The organism is Priestia sp. FSL H7-0729 (assembly GCF_038005685.1).
GTDB lineage: Bacteria > Bacillota > Bacilli > Paenibacillales > Paenibacillaceae > Paenibacillus.
In genome coordinates, this window is sequence record NZ_JBBOTQ010000001.1 from 261579 (window position 1) to 284766 (window position 23188).

Sequence of the window (23188 nt, forward strand, 5' to 3'; positions counted from 1 at the left end):
GATGACTACAATGAGTAATACAAAACCGCATATCATACAAATTGTAGGATACAAAAACACGGCGAAGACAACTATGACAGCCGCATTGATCAGACATTTTTCTTCCATGGGACTTAAGGTAGCGGCAATTAAGCATGATGGACATGACCATTTTGAGATGGATCAAGAAGGAACGGATTCGTATCAATTCGGGGTGGCAGGGGCATCGGCGGTGGTTGTCATGTCGGAGAAGCGTACTGCGATTATGGAACGAAAAGCAACCAGGTTGGAGGATATGTTAAGTCATCTTTCCGGGTATGATTGGATTGTTATTGAAGGATTCAAGGATGCTCCTTATCCCAAATTCGTGATGGTTCGAGAAAAGAAAGATCTGAGCATGGTTAATCAGCTTGAAGGGGTAGTCGGCATGATCTCATGGTTATCTTCAGAGCAGTGTATGGAGCCGAGCATCGTTAGCAAAGATATAACTTGGTACTCGGTGCATGAAACGAAGGAGATAGCCGAAGCGTTGTTAGAGATGGTCAAGAGAAAGCAAGACTGATGGATGAAGTCGAATCGGTAAAACTTTATGAAGTGTGACATGATGGTGGCTGCACATGAATTAAGTACAATAGTGTGAGTGATGCTATTAAATAATAACGTAATAATTATTATGTAAACTAAAATCATTCTGTTTATGTTCTTTCCTTCGAATGATCCGAAACAAACGAAAAAAAGCAGCAGACCTTTCTCGGATCGAAATCCTTGATACGGTTTGCTGCTTTTATGATGTTCGGGATGTTATATCCCATCTTCTGTACGACGTTCGATGGCTTCGGACATCGTTTTATCAGTAAGGTGAGCATAGATCTCGGTCGTTTCTGTAGAAGCGTGTCCAAGCTGCTCCTTGGTTTTGTAGATGTCGTTTTGCAGATAATAGTCGGTAGCGAATGAATGTCGTAATTTATGCACGGTCAAGAATGGTTTGCCAAAACGTTTGGCGTATTTCATGATCATGGCCTGAATCGCTCTTTTGGTCATTCGGCTTCCTTCTGAATCTCCGTTACGCAAAGCAATGAACAGACCTTTCTCCCGCTTGGGCGTACGGTAACGTGATTGCCGCAAGTTCATATAGGTTGCGAGTTCGTCCTTGGCCTGTTCCCTGAAATATACGGGTGTTTTGTACGTCTCATCATTATTACCTTTGCGATAAACATACAGGAGTTTGTTATTCAGATCGAGGTCATCGACGTTCAGGTTCACCACTTCCGATACCCGTAAACCTGAATTGAGAATCAGACTGGCGATGCAAGCGTCCCGTTCTTTGTTGAGTTCATGGGAATACAGTGCCTGTTTGTTCTTCTCCATATCGACAGCGTAACCTTCAAGGATATAGCCGATAAATTCCAGTAGCTCTTCTTCCTCCAGGATTTTACCTTTGAGTTTGGCAGCGGTATCCTTGGGTTTATGGGTACGCTTGATCTCGATTTTGGCCATAATGTTCCGCTTCAGCAAAGGATAGAAGTCTTCATCTTCCGCAATCTGGCTCAGGTAATGAAACAGGGAGCGAAGGGAAGAAAGTTTGCGAGAGACGGTAATTCTGGAATTGGTTCCTTCCCGTTTGGTTGTGAGAAATAACCGATAGGCGGTAACTGAATCCATGCGAAGGACTTCCAGTTCATTCAACGTTACTTCTTTATTAGAGCTTGCCTCGGACAGCCCTTCTGCACGCAACCATCCGAAGAAAGCTTCGTAATCTCTCAGGTATTCGAGCAGGGTAGAGGGGGATAAGTCAGGCAGCTTGTAGTCCATGAATTGCTGAACGAACCAAGGCATGGAAGGTAGTTTGTCATCCAGCTTGCGTCGATCAATCTCTTTTTGCACGTTGGTCAAGTTCGACACCTCCATGTGAAAAACATATAAAATTAATATTCAAATTAATAGTATTCTATGCTCTAGTGTACCATAATTTACATGCTCACAGCTTGTTCACCTAAGTAGGCAGTATGTAGGAGATGCTTCCTTGCCCTTCGGCGCGTAAACCTTTAAAGTAATTAGTATACGCAGAGCAGAGGAGGTGAACCGGATGAATATGAAAATAGAGCTGGTTCCCCGGGAACGCAGTCAGGTGATTCGGCATTTAATGCAATTTTATCTATATGATTTTACCAAATATCTCAATATTGATGTGGACAGCAACGGTATTTTTCCGGAATATCCCGGCCTGGAGGCATTCTGGACAGAAGAAGACCGCAAGTTTCCTTTTTTGATTACAAGTGATGGGGCACCTGCAGGGTTTGCTTTGGTGGAGAAATTAGAGCCTGGAAGTAAGGATAACGACTACTATTTGACTGAGTTTTTTGTGATGCAAAAGTATCGGCGTAGTGGCGTAGGCACTCGGGCAGCATATGAGCTGTTCAAACGTTTCCCAGGAAGATGGAAAGTGACCCAGGTTCGTAACAACGTCATTGCGCAGGCGTTCTGGCGAAAAATTATAGGGGATTATACGGGAGGCCGTTTTCGAGAGAAGTTCCATCCGGAACTGGGCAATCCAAGCCAGTATTTTGTAACCTGATTCAAATAGGGATTTACCTACATATAAAAAATCTGGGGATGACAGCGATTGGAAGGTTGTTCTGTCATGGTAATGTCAGTGTAAATAATCTTTAGTTCAACTTATAAATCTAATGAAGGAGTGAGTGACATGAACGTACCCACATTCCATCTCGATGGACAGACAGCACTGGTGACAGGTGCAGGGAGAGGGATCGGAAAAGCAATTGCAATTGGACTTGCCCAGTCCGGCAGTGACGTTGTGCTTGTATCCCGAACAATGAAAGAAATTAAGGAGACAGCCGGATACATATATGAACAGACAGGGCGTAAAGCGCTCGCTCTAACTGCGGATGTGACATCAAAAGAACAAATGGAAGAGACGTTTCAAGAGGCAATCTCGGAGATGGGTAGTCTGGAAATTCTGGTGAATAACGCAGGTATGAACATACGGACACCGGCACTGGAAGTTACGGACGAGCAGTGGGAGACCATCATGCAGACAAACTTAAAATCGGCTTTCTTTGCTTCGCAATTGGCGGGTAAGCATATGAAAGAACGTGGGACTGGGAAGATCATCAACATCTCTTCGGTAGGTGGGCATACGGCTTTGCGGACAGGGGTTGTATATGGTGCGACCAAAGCTGCATTAATTCATATGACCAAAGTGCTCGCACTGGAATGGGGGAAATATGGTATCCGTGTCAATTCAGTAGGACCATGGTATTTCCGAACACCTCTGACCGAAAAGCTGCTGGATGATCCCCAGTATTTGCAGGAAATTGTAAGTCGTACACCGCTACAGCGTGTCGGAGAATTGGAGGAAGTGGTAGGACCGGTCGTATTCCTGGCATCGGATGCAGCGGGATACATCACAGGTCAGACGTTATTGGTTGACGGTGGCATGTCCATTTACGGATTCTAGATGAGTTAAGTTGGTAGCAGTCTAAAAATGGGTGACATAACCAACACATGGGTAATAACATAAGGGCTGTTATTCTGTATTTCTAATTATCTGTACCCAATTCACTGAACTTGGAGGAAGATAACTATGGAGACGCGTAATTACGGAAACACGGGTATGAAAGTAAGCACACTAGGGTTCGGTGGGTCGGAGATTCGGGATTCATCCAGAGGCGATGTTGAACAATTGCTGAATAGTGCCTTGGATGCAGGATTAAACGTGATTGATACGGCTGAATGTTATGGTGACAGCGAGGAGTTAATTGGCGAGGTGTTGTCACATCGGCGCGATGAATACTATTTGTTCACCAAATGTGGACATGCAGCCGGGATTGATGGTCCGGATTGGGACGCCAAAGTACTGGAGCAGACAATTGATCGTAGTCTGAAGCGGTTGAAAACGGACTATGTGGATGTAATCCATTTGCATAGTTGTTCTGAAGAGGTACTTCGACAAGGAGCAGTAATCGAAGTACTGCAACGTGCCAAGGAAGCAGGGAAGACCAGGTTTATCGGATATAGTGGGGATACAACAGATGCGCTCTATGCGATTCAGACCGGAGTATTTGATAGCCTGGAGACTTCATTAAATATAGCAGATCAGGAAGCGATTGAGCTGACTTTGCCTGAGGCGAGAAAGAGAAATATGGGAGTAATCGCCAAAAGGCCCATTGCTAATGTGGCCTGGACATTTGAAACGCTCTCCGAAGATGCATATCCATATGTATATTGGAAGCGTTTAAGTGAACTTGAATATGGTTTTCTGGGTGAAGATGCCCAGGCAGCGGTAGAAACTGCACTGCGTTTTGCACTAAGTACGGAAGGCGTAGATACGGCTATTGTAGGAACAGCTAAGCCCAATCGCTGGCAGCAAAATGCGGATCTTGTGGCCAAGGGGCCGTTACCTCAGAAGCTGTATGACGAGATTAGAGCTAGATGGAAGGAAATTGCCGGAGCAGATTGGACGGGTAGGACTTAAAATTAAAAACAGAATTATTAACGAAGCCGCCATGATGGCGGCTTTTTTTTACCCAACATAAAATATTTTCAACATATGAAAAATTCACAACAGTTTCAGAACAAGGGCTGAGAAACCACTAGGGAACCACGTTTACACGTCAGTCTAGTCCGAAAACCGATGAAAAAGGATGAAAAAGAACATTCCCAGGAAGGGAACTTTTCGTTTTACAAACGACTAAATTTATAAAAAACGACGAAGCTTTTGAGATTATAAGAAAAATAGCAAATCTGCGTTTGATATGAATGAAACAACGATTTTATTATATTATTTCAACATATGAAAAATTCAGAATAGAAAAACATTTTCTCACCTTAGTTACCATTTAGCATATAGTTACGTTGACGCACCACCACGTTAGAAAGAGAAACCACTTCAAACTTTTAATGTCAATGACTATTTTTATGGGAATATACAAAAATGCAGTGAATTATAGGAATAATCTTATCGTACTCTAATAACTTGGTCTTGAAAGGCCGATATTAAATCAGTAGATTGATCTATATAAAACAGGGGGAGTGAAGGTTAATGTTTAAAAAGAAGTGGCTAGTAATGCCACTGATCGTTGTGTCATTATTTTTTGCCCAATCCTCATATGCAGCAAATACATTTTCTGATGTTCAGGGCAAAAAATATGAATGGGCTGCTGAGTCTATTGAATTGATGGTAAGTAAAGGCGTTATTAGCGGTTATAAGGATGGAAGTTTTAAACCAGGTAAAACGATAACCAAAGCAGAGTTTGTACATATGTTTCATAAGCTTTTCCCAGAAATTAATTATTCAGATGGAAAATCTTCAGAGTTTGTAGATGCACGTAAACATTGGGCAAACAAAGATTTTGCAGCTATATTCAATGGAGATTACGTGTGGAGCTTTTTTGAAGGTTTAGATGGGCAATACCCAGATTATAAATTTTCAATTAAACCTGATAAACCTTTAACTCGATGGGATATTATAATGATTTCTTCAATTAGAACTAATTTCACCGATCAGACCCTGCATCCCGAAATTGAAGATGTACTTTCTGCAACTTCAAACTACAAGGATATTAAGGTTCGTCCTGCAAGTTACTATGATAATTTCTCGGTTAATTATCCGGTGATTTACATTGATCAGGATGAAGGAGAATACTATTATGATGGTGATTCTCAAGATTTTAAGGCAGAAGCTTTATACACACTAACTAATATGGGTATTATTACTGCAAATAACGGATACCTTCGTCCAAAAGATTTTGTGACACGTGCTGAAGCAGCAACCATTTTACATCGTCTGTACGAAGCAACACAAAAATAAGTAGATGCAAATTTTGATTAGACATATCAGATTAGATATATCCAAAGGAAAAACCTCTCACAATATTTAAAGTGAAGGTTTTTCTTTTTTTAGTTGATAAAGTTTTCCGCATAACGGAGATAGTAAAATTTTATATAGGTAAATACATATTAATTATTATGTAAACTAATAATAATTCTTTTGGCAATGCAGACATAAAACCTCCATGACCTGTAAACCGTAAGGGGATAAGGCAGAAGGAGGAGCATCATGAAGAGTCAGGTACACACGAAGAAGGATGACGAAAAACTAAGTTGGGTCAGTCTGTCTTTGTTTGGCGCGGGCTGCACGCTCGGAACGGGATTTTTCCTGGGAACCAGTCTCGCGATTCATTGGGCTGGCATCTCAGTACTCGTATTGTTGGTGCTCGCTGCGGCGGGTACTTATTTTGTATTTGGTGCGCTGGCGCAGATGACGGCAGATGATCCTAAGGAAGGGGCATTTCGAACCTATGCAGGCGAAGCATTTGGAGCGTGGGCTGGTTTTGGAAGTGGATGGATGTACTGGTTCTCCGAAATGCTCATCATGGGTAGCTCTTTGACAGCACTGGGTCTCTTTTCTCAATTCTGGTTTCCCAAGTTTCCGCTATGGGCATTTGTTGCGGTATACGCGGCTATCGGCCTGTTCATTGCTGCACTGGGAGCGAAAGGATTAACCAAAACGGAGAATATTCTTGCTGTAATCAAACTTGCTGCAACGGTTGCATTTATAGCTATAGCAGGAGCAGCTTGTCTGGGGTGGTTACCTGTAAAAGTGACCCCCGAACAATTAAAGAATGAATGGTTCCCTCATGGAGGTAAAGGGGTATGGACCGGTTTCATCTACGCATTCTTTGCTTTTGCCGGGATCGAGGTCATGGGCTTGATGGCAGCCAACCTGAAAGAGCCAAAAGATGCAGTGAAATCAGGCCGAGTAATGCTATTATCGGTGAGTACACTCTATGTTATTGCGATAGCATTGATCTTGTTGCTCGTGCCATCAGCTCAGTTGACTCCAGATGAAAGTCCGCTTGTCAAAGCCATGTCAACCATCGGCTTAACCATAGTGGTCCACATTCTCAACGGAATTCTGATCATTGCAGGATTCTCAACGATGGTGGCTTCACTATATGCGATTACATCCATGTTAATGAAACTTGCAGAAGATGGAGATGCGCCGAAGCTATTTACGAAAACGTGGGGGAAAAAAGACATTCCGGTTCAGGCATTATGTTGTACAGCGGCCGGTTTACTCCTCTCAACATTGATGGCATTATGGATGCCCAAGAGCCTGTTTGAATATGTGACGACTGCAGGTAGCCTGGTATTGATGTATACGTGGCTGCTCATCTGTATCACATACATTAAGAAAATGAAGCCTGTGAAGTGGAATCGCATCAAAGTATGGATTGCCATCGTATTCATTGTAGCTGCAGTGGCCGGAACAGCGATGGAAAAAGCCAGCAGAACGGGTCTGCTGGCAAGTGTGGGACTTCTGGTGTTCCTTGGGATCATCACGTATATCGTTCACAAATTACGTGGCTCGAAACCACCGCAGTCAGCACCATCCAAACCATAAGTACCTTTCAGCAACTTTCGTGGATGTCGTACAACGGATTAATGAACGACGTAAGATTATTTCGTCAACTTGCCCAAAGCTTGCTTCATCCGCATGAATGGACATTTGGAAGGTGTCTGCTCATCATCAGGCAAGAAATATTGTTTCCATTCCAGATTATCCTGCTGACCATACCACATCAGTGACGGGTGAGCAGGTACAGCATCATACGCAGCGAGACGTTTGCGAATCAAAGTTTTCATTTTACGGCCTAGAGGCGTGTTGTCGTTAATGGATTCGAATACCCATCGCGGTTGAAAGGCAAACATGAGATAAGGAAAGTGCCGACTAGCTCGGAGTTCATGTGCGGGAGTCGCACAGAAACAAAAATATGGCTCTCCGCCAAAGCAAAACTCCCATGATGAATCATGAGGATCAGTTGAAATATGTTCCGGCCAAGGCTCGGTATCGTGTGAACTTACCCGATTAAGCATTTGCCAGAATAAGGTCTGATATTGCTCCACCGTTGTATGATCTTTCAGATCACTTGGCGTCTCACAGATCACGACCATGGAAGCATAATGACCAGTGTCTCTGGAGACAGGACCATATTGTCTAAGCAAATCGGCCATATCTCCAGCAGCATGTTCTGATCGGGGGTCACACGTAAAGCCATATCTCAAATGTCCTGACAGAAATCCCATTCGTCCTGGTACACATGGATACGTATTATTTTCATCGGCGATCATATCTGCAAATTGCGAATAAGCGTCCTGCTGCCAAGATGGAAGACGCTCATATAAACTATTTATTTCTTCGGCACTATACAGCTCCGCCATGGATTCCCAACTCCATTCCACATGATACCGTTACAGTATTAATGCGGGGGAAGTTGGGTGACTGTCCAGCCTGATTTTATTATCAGAAAAAAATGGAACGCACAGCTTCGTACCCAAAATACAAACCAAATCCAATTAGGCAAATTCCTGAAATAACCGAGATCCAGCGTAAGATGTTTTCGTTGCTATGTTTATGGAATCTACTGGCCATTCCAGCCATGATGACATCCCATACCAAGATACCGATGAATATGCCTGAACTATAGAGCAGCAAATGAGCCGTGTCCGTATGTTTCACTGTCGTCGCGAGAATGGAGCCGTAGATGCCGAGCCAAAACAAAATATTCAGTGGATTGGACAGGGCCATCAAAAAGCCGGAAATAAATGATTTTCGAACAGTCGCTTCCGCAGTAGATTTGCCTTGAATTCCTTGTCTAAGCTTCGAGAGTGTTTCCACTCCTGTGTAAATCAGAATAAAACTTCCAAATGACCAGAGAAAAGAGCGCATAAACGGCGTGTCCAGAAAATGGGCAACTCCAAAATAAATCAGCAGCATATACACCAAATCCGCAAACATGGCGCCGAGCCCCAAAATCCAGGCATGCATGAATCCATGTCGGGCTCCACGGTCGAGTTGAGCGGCGTTAATCGGACCGATTGGAGCGGACAATGATATTCCCAGAATAATATAACTGAACAGTACAGACATAAACACGTTCACTCCTTAACGGGTTCGATGAATTGTACCAGTCGTCACAGAAAATGGGTACAAGTCATCGTATTCCCGCAAGGAGTGAATTAGAACAAGCTGCTTTGTATCATAACAAGGCCTTGTTATTCTGTTAAAGTTCCACATCCAATTGGATTGGAGTGCAGTTGTAGCCGTTGCATGAGCTTTCTTCACAAGGGCAAGCGGAGAGCCCAATCGTGAGATCCATTAATGCCTCCATCTCGATATAATCCCCCGCTCGAGAATCGGGAGCTACAACATCAATCTTACCTTCACCCTCAACAACGGACTTCATAAACAGATTAAAGGGATAGTGTTGATCCGGTGGTAAGATCCCAAAGGGTTCCAGTGCCGTGTTCAGATTGTGATAACAACTGGCGTGGTCCTTTTTATCGTATAACACCTCATACATCTCTGGACGACAAGCGGAGTTAAAGAAATCATGTACCCCAACGGTGTCACGGACAATCTTGAGTATTGGTTGATATTGATTGGAATACACAAACTGTCCAGGTTTAATTCGGTAAGTACGCAATACGTCCATGGTCACACCGGGGTCCAAGCGATGGTTAGCATCGTGCGCATCGTAAGCCACAAAATCAATGACCTGCTGTCCCTCCAGATCTGTTATACGTAATAAAGAACCCTTGTTTACTTTCAGAGCATATCCCGTTTTGGCAGGGATACGAAAGGACTGTTTATGAGACTGTTTGATATTCATTCGTCACATTCCTCCGCTATTTTTGCTTTCAGTATGCGGAGCAGACGAAGCTTTCATGCACTATTTTGGCAACACATCCTACTCAGGTGGGTAAAGATCAATGATAAAGGTAGATACACGCTGAACGTTCTAAGCTGGAAACATGGGGTTACCTTTCATTCCGACCCAGAGTTCTGATTGTTCCAGCTGTGCAGCCAGATGTAATAACCAATCTTCGCGTCCCTTGGTTGCCATCACTTGAACGCCCATTGGCAAACCTTCAGGTGTCATATGCAGAGGTACACTTATCGCAGGCTGGCCGGTCAGATTTGCAAGTTGGGTGAACGGAGTATAAGTAAGGCTTGGCTCAAACATTTCATAGATGAGTTGTTGCTGCTGGGTCTTGTCCAACTCACTAATCCGCATCAGATTATGGATCTGTTCATCATGAGGTGTTAATTCACCAATCTTAGGCGCAGGAAAAGCATTAACGGGTGTGATGTAGAAGTCATAACGCTCGAACAAAGTGGACATCTGGGCTGCAGCTACATCCCATTCAGCTAAGCTATGCACGAATTCCGCAGCGGACACCTTTTTTCCAGCTTCAGCCAGAACCCATGATTCAATCTCCATATCATCGGAGGTCAGAGCCCGACCCATGGAGCGTTCCATAGAAGAGATCATCGCGGCCATCTCTCCACTGTTCATCATGTAATAGTTCTCCATTAATCTGACTCCGTTGACTGGGCTCAGCTTTTCTTCAACATGATGACCTTGGTCTTCCAACCAGCGAACGAGCTTGAATACAGACTCTTTGGCTTCTGGACTGACGGGTGTACCTACGGGCGAATCGGTTGTGTATGCAATTTTCAGTTTGCGTTGATGTGGATAGCTCATATCTGCCAAGTAACTGCCTGGAAAGAGTGGGGCATGAAATGCAGCTTCAGGCTGTATGACTTGTAAGGTATCAAGCAATGCAGCACTGTCCCGAACCGAGCGAGAGAGGGCGAAATCAATCGACGCGCCTTGCCATTGTCGACCAACTCCTGGTCCTACAGGTGTGCGCCCGCGAGTTGGTTTCAGACCAAACAAGCCACTAAAAGAAGCCGGGATACGGATCGAACCGCCTCCGTCACTGGCACCGGCAAGTGGAACGATACCGGAAGCTACAGCGGCGGCGGCACCGCCACTTGAACCGCCTGGGGAGTGATTAATATTCCATGGATTGCGACTTGGACCATGAAGACGGGGCTCGGTAATATTTTTCAAGCCAAACTCGGGCGTATTGGTATGTCCCATGATGATAAAACCTGCATCACGCAGTCGAGTGACAAAATTCGAATTGCGTAATGCGCGATGCTCGCTGAACAAACGTGAGCCTGAAGTTAGAAATTCACCTTCCAAAGATTGCGAAATATCTTTCAAGAGCAGGGGCACACCGGCAAAAGGTTGTTCTCCAGGGCGAACTAAGCCAGCTTCCTCCCGTGCACGGGTTTCATATGTACGAATGACCGCATTAAGTTGCGGATTCACTTCTTCAAGGCGTGCAAACGCCGCTTCCAGCAATTCAACCGGGGATACTTCCCGGGATCGGACCAGTTCAGCCAAACCTACGGCGTCGTAGGAGGTATATGAGAATGAAGACATGTTGATCGTTCCTCTCTGAATATAATTCATCTGTTTATTCCATATGTCATCGTACCACCGGTTTAGACAAAAGACAAAACAGTTCAATTATTATCGAGTCATGGAAATAAAAAACCACTGCTCATCTAATTGATGTGCAATGGTTTAATTTTAATATTTGATGATTATTGATTTATATGTGATGCTCGGACATTACCTTACTCTGTTCGCAGCTTTGGTGCCGCATCGGCCGGAGTTGATGATCGTTCCTGCTGTTTGGAAATGGCGAAAAGCGCCACCCATATCAGGATAAAACCGAGCAGTTGCTCCCATGTAATCAATGTTCGGAAAGCAATCCAGTTCACCAACACACCTGCCATCGGGAAGCTAAGTTCCGCGAGAGTTGCAACAGAAGCTTTGGTTGAGGACAGACCTTTGTAATACAACAGAAGACTGAGCAGACCTGGTAACAAGGCCTGACCGAGAATGTTGAGAATGACAGCAGTCTGTTCTCCAGTTCCGGATGGAAGTGTCCATGCCGCACCTTCGTTCCACGTCATAAAGATCAGGAGCGGGAGAGCAACCACGAAGCGAAGGGAGGTGACGGTTTCGTAACGTGCCTGCCCTAACATCAGTCGGCCCATAACCGTTGAACCTCCCCATAAAGCAGCAGCTCCAAGAGATAATAAGCTTCCAGCATGGATCCAGTTGTCCCAGTTCCCTAATGGCAATGTGAAGCCGAATGTAAGTAGATACGTTCCTGCTAATGCGATGATGAACAGTCCGCCGAAGCGACGTGGCAACGTTTCTTTCAATAACAGCTTAGCCAGTACGATAGCAAAGAGGGGTTGCATTTTTTGCAATAACAGCACCGTATTCGGATCGTTATGTGTAAGTGCCATGGTGAACAATACTGTTGCGAGTGCTGATCCTCCCCATGAGATAAAGATCACCGCAATCCAGTGGCGAGCACGCAGGTTTTTCAGATCAGCCCGGAATTTCCACAGCACGGGAATGGCGACCAGACTTACGATGATATGTTCGACCAGTACAATCTGTGTGGATGTCATTGTTTTGAGTAAAATAATGCGGAAGAGTGGGTCCACACCCCACAGGGCAGCTCCGAGAACTACAAGCCAGAATCCGGTATTACTTCGTTCCTTGCGGTAAACAGGTGATGCTGCTGATGTCTTTTCCATATTCAGGACTCCTTCGTCAGAACACGGAATCTTCAGTTGGCAAAATCGACAAAAGCCCCCGTTTTGGTATAAACCAAATAAACGGGGGCTCATCCAAGGACATGCGTCAGGAAAGAGGCCTTCCCATGAACGGCATGTCAATGTGTTGATCTTCTCTCATCCGGACTGTACCGTCGGCCTTGGATTCACACCAAGTCAGTCGCTAGATGTCCTTTGTTAAGAACAACTAGCGAGTCGCGGGCTGGTTCCGAAGAACATCACCGCCGGTTGGGAATTACACCCTACCCCGAAGATCCTATTCAATTATATAGTGTATTAAACAAGCTGTAACATTAATAAGTTCATCTTATTCCTGTAAGCGCTAGCAGTTCAAGCATTATTTTAGAAAACGATTTTCCAGCTTCCTTGCTGTCTGCGAAGGAGCACGATCTGGCCTGCGTGATAGGCATCGTGAAGTATCCACCGGGCAAGTTCGTGTGCCCATTTCTCTTTGGAATCCATATATGCAGCTTCAAGGTCAGATTCTTCAAGTGCAGCCAATTGATCTCGCAACTGTTGGGCTAATCGAGCTGTACTCTTCATCAGTGTATTCCATCCGGCTTCATCCGTTGCATCCCCAGGATTACCAAACGTGTATTCATTGGAGTCTACAGCAGGAAGAGTAGGCTCTTTACCTTGAATACGACATAATAAGCGATGATTGTAATAATACATATGGTTAACCAACTGCCAGATGCTTAATCCTCCTGAGGGTGGAATCCAGGCTGCTTGTTCTGCTGTAAGACCTTCCAAGGACTTCGACAAAGGTACAATCCAATTGCATTGATCCCATGTATCATCCTTTTGAATCAGTAACACATCTAATGCTGTTGTTTTTGTCATTGCCGTTTCCTCCTTGAGTATTATTGTGATGTATGACGTAACTAGCTAAAACTGATTAATGAGGTTACACTTAATATAACACATCAAAGACAGAGTGTAACCGCCTTTATTGAATTAAGATAGTTACACTGAACGGAGGTAAACATGGACAGACTTTGGACTGATTTTGTAAACAGCGATTATCATGATTGGCGTGGGGGAGATCGATCGGAGGACAGGCTCGGTAAGGGGAGCTGGCAGCAAGAATTTTTGGATCGATGGCAACTTCAGGCTTCTGTCCCTGCCTCTCCAGAAGATGAGTTATCGATGAGAAATTTCAGGGATAAATTGATGGCTCTTGGAGCCCGCTTGTCTTGTGGGTCATCATTAACGGATACAGAAAAACAATGGTTGAACAGCGTTATGGAAGCAGGGCGTGTAAAAAGAACATTGATTACAATTGATCAGGAATTGAAACTTCGATTGGTAGCTGTAGAAGCTCATTGGCAGCAGGTTATGGCTGAGGTTGCTGCTGACTTTGCTATGACTTTGGTGGAGGGTGAGAGTAATCGGATTCGGATCTGTGATAATTCGGATTGTCGCTGGATGTTCTATGATGACACCCGAAGCAGAACACAGAAGTACTGTGATGATAAGATGTGTGGCAATCTGATGAAGGTTAGAAGATTTCGGGCGAAACGCAAATCCCAAAATTGATAAATACTAACAATAACTATATAATGTATATATACTAGCGAAAAAATAGTCAGAAGCAGTACGAATTCGTATAAAGAATGTGATCGTCTTTCTAACCAAATCAGATGGGAGATGTGTCTTGTGCGGACAAGTTATCTGTTGAAAAATGGCTGTGTGTTGTCGATGGATGCTCGAATTGGACAGTATAAGAGGGCAGACGTTCTGATTCAGGATTCACTGATCATGGCGATCCAGCCCGACCTGGATATTCCGGGTGCGGAGGTCATTGATGCTTCATCGATGATTATTATGCCTGGGCTGGTGGACACGCATCGGCATATGTGGGAATCACTGGTCAAAACAGCGGGAACCAACTGGTCGTTACCCGTTTATTTGCAGAATCTCTATTATGGTGCGATGGGAAGCAAGCTCCGTCCAGAAGATAGTTATATTGCTAACCTGCTCGGTTCCTTGGAAGCGCTTAATGCAGGAGTGACGACCGTATTAGATTGGAGCATGCCATACTCCACTGAGCACACAGATGAACTGATTCGTGGACTTCAGGATGCGGGGATTCGCGCGGTATTTGCTCACGGAGTACCTGGTGAGACAAACTATTGGAATCGGGATAGCCTACTGACATATTCGAATGATGTGCGAAGAGTCAAAGAACGGTATTTTTCATCACGGGATCAGCTGCTTACCTATGGGCTTGCTATTCGTGGTCCGGAGTTCAGCCATTGGGATACAACCGTGAAGGAGATCGAGCTGGCTCAAGAGTTGGATGCAATCTGTTCCATGCATGCCGGATTTGGCACTTGGGGTTCTGTGGATCGATCCATTAGCCACTTGTACGAAGCGGGACTGTTGAGTCCAAGAGTGAATATTGTTCATGGTAACACTATGGGCATGGATGAATACAAAATGCTGGCAGATAGCGGCGCTTCCTTGTCGGTCACACCTGAGGTCGAAATGATGATGGGGCATGGATATCCGGGCACCGGATATTTTCTTGAACACGGGGGAACCCCTACACTGGGTGTAGATGTGGTAACGTCCACAGGCGGAGATATGTTCTCACAGATGAAGTTTGCATTGCAAGCTGAACGATCCAGAGCCAATGAACAACTTCTGAAACAGGGTGAGATGCCGGGTGAATTGAACTTGCAGTCAAGCCAAGTACTGAGATTCGCAACTTCAGCTGGTGCCCAAGCATTGGGATTGGAACAGAAGGTGGGCACGTTGACCCCAGGGAAGGAAGCAGATCTGATCATGATTCGGACCACCGATCTGAATATGTTCCCCGTTCATGATCCAATCGGCGCTGTTGTGCAATTTGCCAATCCATCCAACGTGGATACGGTCTTTGTGGCAGGTAGACTCGTGAAGCGAGAGGGCAAGCTGCTCCATGTTGATCTGGACGCAATTCGTCATACGGCGATGAAGAGCAAAGATTATTTGTTATCCCAATATCGGATGTCGGATGCGGAGAGAATTGCTTTTTCATGAATCGTTTTTCATAGAAAACTGAAATGAAGTCAGTTCGTATTTTTATATACAATTCTACCTATAGTAAGAAATGAAGGGCCGCATAATGATATGTGGCTCTTTTACATGCCTTCATATCGTTGAATTAGACAGGATAAGAGAGGAAGAGACAGCGGAAAAAGACGAAAAGAGCTCTCTTTTTCTTAACTTCGGATAACAAGGATGATAATGTATTAATCACGAAAATTAAGGCTCATAAAACTGCGCATAATATAAATTATACGCAGTTTTGTTTTAAAACGATTTTCATATTCATCACCGTGCAACAGTTCATGATAATTTTCGCGAAAAAAGAACAAAATAAGAGATCCTTAAAAATAAATTTAACCAAGCAACGCGATAACGTGTAGAATTCGATAGGTTTTTATAGGTGATCGATAAGATAGAACAAATGACTTTTTCATAGAACAGATGGGAAGCCATCCAATCTCTGCTACATCCATAGCACATTTAAGATTCATGACGAGAGGAACATGACTATGCGTGAGAACGAACAACGATCTTCATTATTTCGTAAAAAACCAATTGCCTCCGGGGGCGATAACAACAGTGCATTGAAACGAGCGCTCGGTCCGTTGGATTTAACCACACTTGGGGTAGGTGCCATTATTGGTACAGGCATTTTTGTGCTTACCGGTGTAGCTGCCGCAACGTATGCCGGACCCGGACTTGTACTGTCATTTTTGCTGGCAGGTATCATATGTGCATTCGCTGCCTTGTGTTACTCGGAATTTGCCTCAAGCATACCGGCATCGGGTAGTGCGTACACGTATAGTTATACGGCTTTTGGTGAAGTGATTGCCTGGATTCTGGGATGGGATCTGATATTGGAGTATGGATTCGCGAGTGCGGCAGTAGCCAGCGGGTGGTCAGGATATTTCCAGACGTTATTGTCCGGATTCGGATTGGAGTTACCACATGCACTGACGAGTGCGTTCAGTCCGGAAAAAGGAACTTATTTTGACATCACGGCTGCGGTCATTACGTTAATTATCACCTTCCTGTTAACCCGAGGGGTGAAGGAGGCGGCTCGTGCGAACGGCATCATGGTCGCGATCAAAATTATCGTGGTGTTGATCTTCATTGGTGTGGGTGTCTTCTATGTAGAGCCAACGAACTGGCAACCCTTCTTGCCCTTTGGTATCTCAGGCGTAACTGCGGGAGCAGCTACGGTATTTTTTGCTTACATCGGATTTGATGCGGTCTCCACTGCGGCAGAAGAGGTCAAACGGCCACAACGGGATTTGCCGATCGGTATTATTGCGTCACTGGCGATCTGTACGGTGCTCTACATTGTTGTTTCGTTGATTCTCACAGGCATTGTGCCGTATAACATGTTGAATGTAAGTGATCCGGTGGCGTTTGCATTTGAATTTGTTCAATTAAAGGGATTATCCTGGATCGTATCTCTTGGAGCAATTGCGGGGATTACGACGGTATTGCTGGTCATGATGTATGGCCAGACACGACTGCTCTATTCCATGTCTCGTGACGGACTGCTGTCTCCCGTCTTCTCCAAAGTTAGTGGTAAGAGTCAGACACCGGCGGTAGGAACATGGGTTGCAGGCATTATCGTGGCTTTGTTCTCCGGGTTCATCTCGCTGGGACACTTGGCAGAGCTTACGAACATCGGAACGTTGTTTGCTTTTGCAGTTGTAAGTCTGGGCATTATTGTGTTGCGTAAAAATAACCCGGATCTCAAACGCGGATTCCGCGTTCCACTTGTGCCACTGATTCCGATTCTGAGTGCTTTGGGTTGTGTATACCTGATGACACGCCTTGCGGCTCTGACATGGATAACGTTCTTTGCTTGGTTGATCATCGGATTGATTATCTACTTTGCGTATGGACGGCATTACAGTCATCTGAATCCGGCACGCCGGATCTCCAGTGCTTTCAGAGCGAAGGACAAATAGATTAGTCGAGAAGGTCTTTACCCGAGAACATCTTCATTTTTCCTCATTTCGTATCGCTTAGGCGAAGCGGGATGGGGATTTTTTTATATAGCAGGACAAAGGAGGATAACAGCAGGGGAAGGTTGGAATTTTCTTCATATATGGGTAAGTAATTAGGGACGTGACGAACTTAATCACGGGGGCGGGGTTGCGGCTAAGCCAAATATGAAATATATTTGGGGTTGTGACATGCCATCAGACATAAGAGAGGGGATGTATCATGAACACACCATTACATACGAATTCAAATCATCAAAATGCAACTTTTGGATTTGCATTAGCTGACTCATCCGTACTTGCAGAGGCGCAATTAATTGTTTCACAATTAGAGGATTCACAAACCTTACAGTTGGATATTGATCCGCAGCGTCTTCTGAAGGATGGACGTAAGGTATCTGTCATTGCACAACCGTTGGATTCACCGGTCAATCGTCAGGATGCCAATATCATCTATGGTCAGGAGCTGGCATACATGCAGTATGCTGTTAACCTGAAACCGGATAGCACGATCTCCATTGCTTCTATTGAAGGTGTAGAACAGCAGGTTAATCTGGGTTGGTCAGCATTTACAGAAGGGGAATACGAACTTCGAATCTCCTTGCATATGAAAACACCTCGCATTGCTGAAGGCGCGCTTGAACCTGAGCAGATTGCGATGGTTAAGTACGCGCAGGTGATTACCGTATATATATCGCTTTTCCCGGCAGAAGCAGCGTCCTTGAATTCATCATCTCAAGCTGTGTGGAGCAGAAATCACCATGTGTTTGACTCCTACGGCAGAGGAGGATTCATTCTCGCTGACCTGCCTCGACTTGCTCAACGTATAGAGGAACTGATCGGACCAGGTAACCACAATCTGATTGAACAATTTGCAGAAGGGGAACTGTCGGATACGTTGCTGGAAGAAGGTCTAATTGCGATGGCATGGGGCGTGACGCCGTGGTGTTATTCACTCTATTCTGCACCGGACCAGTCATCTGCTCGAATGCTTGCCGTGGACAAGCTGGGTGATGAACCTGAACGGCAAGGAATCTACCGTATCGATCCGTCCATTCAGCAATTAAGTATTGTGCCGGCGAATGAACTGGCGAACTGGCCTGCCTGTGTTCAGAACGATTGGCCTCTCATTGATGTGGCGGGTGAAGGTGAGACATTGCATATGGATATGTATACTCAGATCTGTGAATCCGTAAATGGCCTGCACGAGAATCCATTGCCATCGTTTGTACTTACGCGCAGTCAGGGCGAACCCGAAGTGATTATTCCGTTGATCAACGTTGTCATAGTGGAAGAAGAGTAGGGTATCTGTTTAGCTTAGGAAGGTTGTTCTGTCATCGCAGTGCCCGTGTAATTAATCTTAGTCAATTTTAACCGAATTGAGGTGAGGAAGACAGATGATGACTGAGGAGATCCAGGAGCAATATGCGGACGAGCTAGAAGCTTTTCACATATGGATGAAGGACGCCGGATATACAGGCCATACGGTAAAATCATACACGGGTGACGTGGTGGAATTCCTGATCTCCATTCAAGGGAAGTCACTGGAGCAGGTCAAAAAGCTGCATGTGTTGTCTTTTCTGTCCCGTGCCCGGGAGCGTGGGGTTAGTGATGCCACGAGAAATCGCAAACATGCGGCGGTGAACTGCTTTTACAAGTCCCTCATTGAGCTCGAATTGTTAACCAATAATCCTGCCTTTGGGATCAAAAAATCCAAAACCGAGAAGAACCGTGCGCCCGTTTTCCTTGATGAAAGTGGGCTGACACGTTTCCTGGAGTCGGTAGAAGGCAAGTATCGCACACGCAATCTGGCTGTTTTCCTACTGATGGGGTATATGGGATTACGGGTTGGAGAAGTGCATGCTTTGGATTGCAAAGACTATAATGCGGAGCGGCGTACATTGGATGTATTTGGTAAAGGTCGTAAATGGCGCTCGCTACCTGTACCGGAGACCGTGGCAAACGTATTGTCTCAAGCGATGGCTGAGCGTTTGGAACCTTGGCGACCGAAAGAGGAAGCACTGTTTGTCTCGCAAAAAGGAAAGAGACTGTCGATTCGCAGCATTCAGCTCATATCAACGGAAACCTTTGAACGCTTCCAGCAGGAATCACCAACCAATCAACGTCAAAACTACTCCAGTCATAAGCTGCGTCATTCCTTCGCGACCATGATGTTGCGGCGTGGAGCCGACCTGCGTACGGTACAGGAGCTGCTCGGTCACGCATCGATTCAAACGACAACTGTCTATACACATGTCACCAGCAGGGAGAAAGAAGAGGCCATGGCTCTGCTGGATGTTAAACTCCCGACATATTAAGAAGTAAGAAAGCCAATATGTAATCCAAAATAAGAGTCTGTCCAAGTGACAGGCTCTTTCTGTGTTCATATAGATGATGAATATTATAACATAATTAATATTATGTTAACCTAATCAGACGTCTAGTATCTTAAGCAGTCTTTCTTATTATTGATATCAAACCAAAGAACCATTTGAATTTTCTCTCTGGAAGAAACAAATGGTTCTTTGGGCTATAACGAGTATCTTAATTCATAACGTTTAATGCGTTGAATTGTTCATAACATAAAAGAGTTCGTGTTCTAAGCCTGGGTTACTCCAATCCAGCGATTTGTTCTTTTAATTTGTTAGCAGAAGCCTGGAAAGCCACTTTCTCGGATTCATTCAATGGAAGAGGCAGAATCTCGCGCACACCGTTGCGATCTACAACACATGGTACGCCCAGATAGACATCCGAGACGCCATTGTAATCTTCGAGGAATGTGGACACGTTCAGAACGGAGCCTTCGTTGCCGAGAATTGCAGCTACAATGCGGTCCAGAGCAAGGGCGATTGCATAGGAAGTTGCGCCTTTGGCATTAATAATCTCATACGCTGCATTTTTGGTACGGTCAAAGATATCCTGTTGTGTTTCTTCATCCAATTCCAGATCTGTTCCTGCAACGTTAGCCAAACTCCATACGGGTACTTCGGAATCACCATGCTCACCAATAATGTGGGCGTGAATACTCCGTGGGTCGATCCCTTTGTTCTTACCAATCAGGTAACGGAAACGTGCGCTATCGAGCAATGTACCTGAACCAATGACACGAGAAGCCGGCCATCCGCTTTGTTTCCATGAAGTATAGGACAGAATATCTACAGGATTCGTTGCGATTAACAAAATACCATGAGAATTCACTTCAGTAATACGCTCAATAATTTCTTTGAAAATGCTTGCATTTTTCTTCAGCAGATCAATCCGGGTCTCGCCTGGTTTCTGGGAAGCACCTGCTGTAATAATAATGATATCTGCATCTTTGCAGTCGGAATAATCGCCAGCCCATACTTTCACGCCACCCGTAAACGGAAGACCGTGGTTCATATCCAGCATTTCGCCGGTTGCCTTATCATGATTCACATCCACAAATACCAACTCGGACGAACGCTGTCTCAACATTAGCGTGTATCCCGTTGTTGTTCCCACCGCACCCATGCCTACAATCACGACACGACTTGGTTTCAATGCTGCACTATTTGTCATGTTCATATCCACTCCTTTTGGGTTATACTCCCATCCATATTAAGGGATTACAGAATATAAAGCGAGTGTTGTCTATAAAATAGTTCACATTTCATGTCTTTTTACCAATTATTCCGTCGAAAAACAGTTTAGGATGAAATTAATGATATACATGTGCAACACCTAGCCCAGAGCTTCAGTTGAAAAGAGGGAGTAGGGCAGCCCTAGATGGGGCAATGAGCCTTTTACGCAAGGTTTGTGGTAGAATAGGAGCAGTGGATTCTGATGAATCGTAAATATAACGCCATAGGACAGGCATGCGCGCCTGTATATTGGATGAGAGAGGTGGAACCCACTTGCGTTCGCAATGGATCAAAATCGCGCAGACAGCATTGCTGTCTATAGGTATAGCAGCCTTACTCGCTGCATGCACCGACTCAGATCAACCTCCGGTAGCAGAACCTCCGCAGCAGCAAGAGGACGCCGGGAATACAGGGCAGACATTAACTGTCGTTCCCCCTGTAAACAGTACAGAATCTGCAGATATGGCCAAGTACCAAATACAGACCCGATTAACCGATTTTCAGTTGCTCAATGACAACGGGGGATTGGCGTGGGGTGTGACGCGGAATGCGTTGCGACTGTACTATACACAGGACCAGGGGAAAACCTGGACTAATATTTCACCCTCGGAAAATGTACAATTTCCGGCTAACCCTAAATATGGACAAAGCATTTATTTTGTAGATCGTACACATGGTTGGATTGTTCGAGAAGGCATGGGGGGAACAGATACCATGGTGCTTCGCACCAACAATGGGGGCGTAACCTGGAGTCTCTCTTCTCTATCCAAGACGGATAAAGTGACTGCGATCTCATTTGTATCTCCTGAAAAAGGCTGGATTCTTACCACGGTAGATACCGCTATTGGTAAGCAGGACAAGAAACTGTACTTTACCGAGGACGGCGGAATTACCTGGAATCGGATGTCATCCAGTGATGAAGACAATAAACAGGAAGCAGAAGAGATTTCCAGACGTGGATATACCACAGGCATGACTTTCTCGGATCCGAAGCATGGTTTCTTGACAGCGATTGAGTTCGGTACACCGAAGTTGTATGTGACCACAGACGGCGGAGAGAACTGGGATGCAGGACCATCTTTCTTTGATCGAAAAAAATTCAACGGGTGTGGTAATTTCAGTATCAGTCCACCACAATTTTTTGGACGTGAAGCACAGTCAGCCTGGATGTCCATGTCATGTTCCCATGGGGAGAGCACGACATTCAATGGATTCTTTACCGCTGATGGCGGAAAGAGCTGGAAGCTGTCCAATTTTACTTTAAACAAACAAACGGGTGCGAATCGCAATCTTTCACCTGTATTTTTGAATGCATCGGAAGGTTGGGCCATGCAAAAGGGCATAACCTACCACACCAAGGATACGGGTAAAACGTGGAATGCTCTTCCTGCAAGCAGTGTGCTTGAGAAAATACTCGAAGACTATCCCGAGATCGTGAAGATTCAGATGATTACCTCCAAGCTAGGCTGGGTATTGGTTGAGAATACAGATGCCAAAAGATCGTTGTTATTGCAAACGGTGGACGGCGGTGTACATTGGAAAGTGCTTTAAATGTAGAGTGTTATCGATGTGATTAGATATAGGGAAAGTGAGGAGCCGAAAGGTTCCTTTTCTTTTTTGTTTAGTTTGTGAAATAAATCACAAATAAAACTGTTAGAAGGTGATATATTTAACTCAACAAGAGAAGGAGTGATGAAGATGAGAACCAACGATCAGACTCAATTCACGCAGGCGGACGATTTAACCAGATATATGCTTCAATTATGCTACACATGTGACGATGCGAATCGTTGTACGACAGAGGAAGCGGTGAAGGCTTGCATGGCAGAACACGCACAGGCAGACCAGCCCGAACCAGCAGAAGGTGGAGAAGTAACTCGCGGGTTTATGGACTTGATGTACGCTTAGTCATCAAGACTGATCAAAAAAAGCTGATATATCAACGTTTTGCCCCCTGCTGGGGGCTTATTTTTTTTGAAAACAACTGAAAAAATCACATTTCCACAGCGCACTCATATTTATCACTTCACAGTACTATGCTCGAAGAGAAA

21 protein-coding genes and 1 riboswitch are annotated in these 23188 nt (G+C 44.9%); of the genes, 13 read left to right on the forward strand and 8 right to left on the reverse strand.

The window, feature by feature from the left end; genetic code table 11:
• The first annotated feature begins 1 nt into the window (after position 1).
• Entirely contained in the window at positions 2-541 is a 540-nt protein-coding gene (mobB, locus tag MHH93_RS01175) for a molybdopterin-guanine dinucleotide biosynthesis protein B (RefSeq protein WP_500052286.1), read from the forward strand.
• A 239-nt stretch (positions 542-780) separates the two neighbouring features.
• Here the strand turns inward: mobB and xerS are convergent, their stop codons facing one another.
• Entirely contained in the window at positions 781-1872 is a 1092-nt protein-coding gene (xerS, locus tag MHH93_RS01180) for a tyrosine recombinase XerS (protein ID WP_500052288.1), read from the reverse strand.
• 193 nt (positions 1873-2065) lie between these two features.
• Between xerS and MHH93_RS01185 the strand changes: the two genes are divergently transcribed.
• The 5 genes from MHH93_RS01185 to MHH93_RS01205 all read left to right on the forward strand — a co-directional run bounded on the left by MHH93_RS01185 (position 2066) and on the right by MHH93_RS01205 (position 7405).
• On the forward strand, positions 2066-2554 hold the full coding sequence (locus tag MHH93_RS01185; protein WP_017688107.1) for a GNAT family N-acetyltransferase: 489 nt from the start codon (positions 2066-2068) through the stop codon (positions 2552-2554).
• Between the two features lie 129 nt (positions 2555-2683).
• On the forward strand, positions 2684-3457 hold the full coding sequence (locus tag MHH93_RS01190) for an SDR family NAD(P)-dependent oxidoreductase (protein WP_500052290.1): 774 nt from the start codon (positions 2684-2686) through the stop codon (positions 3455-3457).
• A 126-nt stretch (positions 3458-3583) separates the two neighbouring features.
• Complete coding sequence (locus MHH93_RS01195) at positions 3584-4474, forward strand: aldo/keto reductase (RefSeq protein WP_500052292.1); 891 nt, start codon at positions 3584-3586, stop codon at positions 4472-4474.
• A gap of 567 nt (positions 4475-5041) precedes the next feature.
• Positions 5042-5809: an S-layer homology domain-containing protein gene (locus MHH93_RS01200; RefSeq protein ID WP_500052294.1), complete on the forward strand. Its 768-nt coding sequence runs from the start codon at positions 5042-5044 to the stop codon at positions 5807-5809.
• A 249-nt stretch (positions 5810-6058) separates the two neighbouring features.
• Positions 6059-7405 (forward strand): amino acid permease, encoded by a 1347-nt coding sequence (locus tag MHH93_RS01205; RefSeq protein ID WP_500052296.1) that lies wholly within the window; start codon positions 6059-6061, stop codon positions 7403-7405.
• A gap of 56 nt (positions 7406-7461) precedes the next feature.
• On the opposite strand, the gene MHH93_RS01210 is transcribed toward MHH93_RS01205, so the two are convergent.
• The 6 genes from MHH93_RS01210 to MHH93_RS01235 all read right to left on the reverse strand — a co-directional run bounded on the left by MHH93_RS01210 (position 7462) and on the right by MHH93_RS01235 (position 13360).
• Positions 7462-8223 carry a YqcI/YcgG family protein gene (locus tag MHH93_RS01210; protein ID WP_500052298.1) on the reverse strand — a complete coding sequence of 254 codons (762 nt, stop codon included), beginning with the start codon at positions 8221-8223 and terminating at the stop codon, positions 7462-7464.
• Between the two features lie 82 nt (positions 8224-8305).
• On the reverse strand, positions 8306-8932 hold the full coding sequence (locus tag MHH93_RS01215; RefSeq protein WP_500052300.1) for a LysE family translocator: 627 nt from the start codon (positions 8930-8932) through the stop codon (positions 8306-8308).
• A gap of 133 nt (positions 8933-9065) precedes the next feature.
• On the reverse strand, positions 9066-9674 hold the full coding sequence (locus tag MHH93_RS01220; protein ID WP_500052302.1) for a DUF1989 domain-containing protein: 609 nt from the start codon (positions 9672-9674) through the stop codon (positions 9066-9068).
• A gap of 129 nt (positions 9675-9803) precedes the next feature.
• Positions 9804-11300 (reverse strand): amidase, encoded by a 1497-nt coding sequence (locus MHH93_RS01225; protein ID WP_500052304.1) that lies wholly within the window; start codon positions 11298-11300, stop codon positions 9804-9806.
• 197 nt (positions 11301-11497) lie between these two features.
• Positions 11498-12478 (reverse strand): DMT family transporter, encoded by a 981-nt coding sequence (locus tag MHH93_RS01230; protein WP_500052306.1) that lies wholly within the window; start codon positions 12476-12478, stop codon positions 11498-11500.
• A 144-nt stretch (positions 12479-12622) separates the two neighbouring features.
• Positions 12623-12776: riboswitch (FMN riboswitch) on the reverse strand.
• An 83-nt stretch (positions 12777-12859) separates the two neighbouring features.
• Entirely contained in the window at positions 12860-13360 is a 501-nt protein-coding gene (locus tag MHH93_RS01235) for a DinB family protein (RefSeq protein WP_500052307.1), read from the reverse strand.
• Positions 13361-13504: 144 nt separating this feature from the next.
• On the opposite strand from MHH93_RS01235, the gene MHH93_RS01240 reads away from it, so the two are divergent.
• From MHH93_RS01240 to MHH93_RS01260, 5 genes are all read left to right on the forward strand, one after another.
• Positions 13505-14056, forward strand: a complete 552-nt coding sequence (locus MHH93_RS01240; protein ID WP_500052309.1) for a CGNR zinc finger domain-containing protein — start codon at positions 13505-13507, stop codon at positions 14054-14056.
• A 111-nt stretch (positions 14057-14167) separates the two neighbouring features.
• The gene (locus MHH93_RS01245; protein WP_500052311.1) at positions 14168-15544 is read left to right on the forward strand and encodes an amidohydrolase family protein; all 1377 of its coding nucleotides are present in this window, start codon (positions 14168-14170) and stop codon (positions 15542-15544) included.
• Between the two features lie 518 nt (positions 15545-16062).
• A complete protein-coding gene (gene bcaP / locus MHH93_RS01250; RefSeq protein WP_339783304.1) occupies positions 16063-17499 on the forward strand; it encodes a branched-chain amino acid transporter BcaP in 1437 nt (478 codons plus the stop codon).
• Between the two features lie 259 nt (positions 17500-17758).
• Positions 17759-18838, forward strand: coding sequence for a hypothetical protein (locus MHH93_RS01255; protein WP_500052313.1), 1080 nt, complete (start codon positions 17759-17761; stop codon positions 18836-18838).
• A gap of 94 nt (positions 18839-18932) precedes the next feature.
• The gene (locus MHH93_RS01260) at positions 18933-19853 is read left to right on the forward strand and encodes a tyrosine-type recombinase/integrase (RefSeq protein ID WP_500052315.1); all 921 of its coding nucleotides are present in this window, start codon (positions 18933-18935) and stop codon (positions 19851-19853) included.
• A gap of 292 nt (positions 19854-20145) precedes the next feature.
• Here MHH93_RS01260 and MHH93_RS01265 read toward each other — a convergent pair whose 3' ends face one another.
• On the reverse strand, positions 20146-21075 hold the full coding sequence (locus MHH93_RS01265; protein WP_500052316.1) for an L-lactate dehydrogenase: 930 nt from the start codon (positions 21073-21075) through the stop codon (positions 20146-20148).
• Between the two features lie 335 nt (positions 21076-21410).
• Here MHH93_RS01265 and MHH93_RS01270 point away from each other — a divergent pair, with 335 nt between their 5' ends.
• A complete protein-coding gene (locus MHH93_RS01270; protein ID WP_500052317.1) occupies positions 21411-22688 on the forward strand; it encodes a WD40/YVTN/BNR-like repeat-containing protein in 1278 nt (425 codons plus the stop codon).
• 147 nt (positions 22689-22835) lie between these two features.
• Entirely contained in the window at positions 22836-23045 is a 210-nt protein-coding gene (locus MHH93_RS01275; RefSeq protein ID WP_500052318.1) for a hypothetical protein, read from the forward strand.
• The last annotated feature ends 143 nt before the right edge of the window (positions 23046-23188 follow it).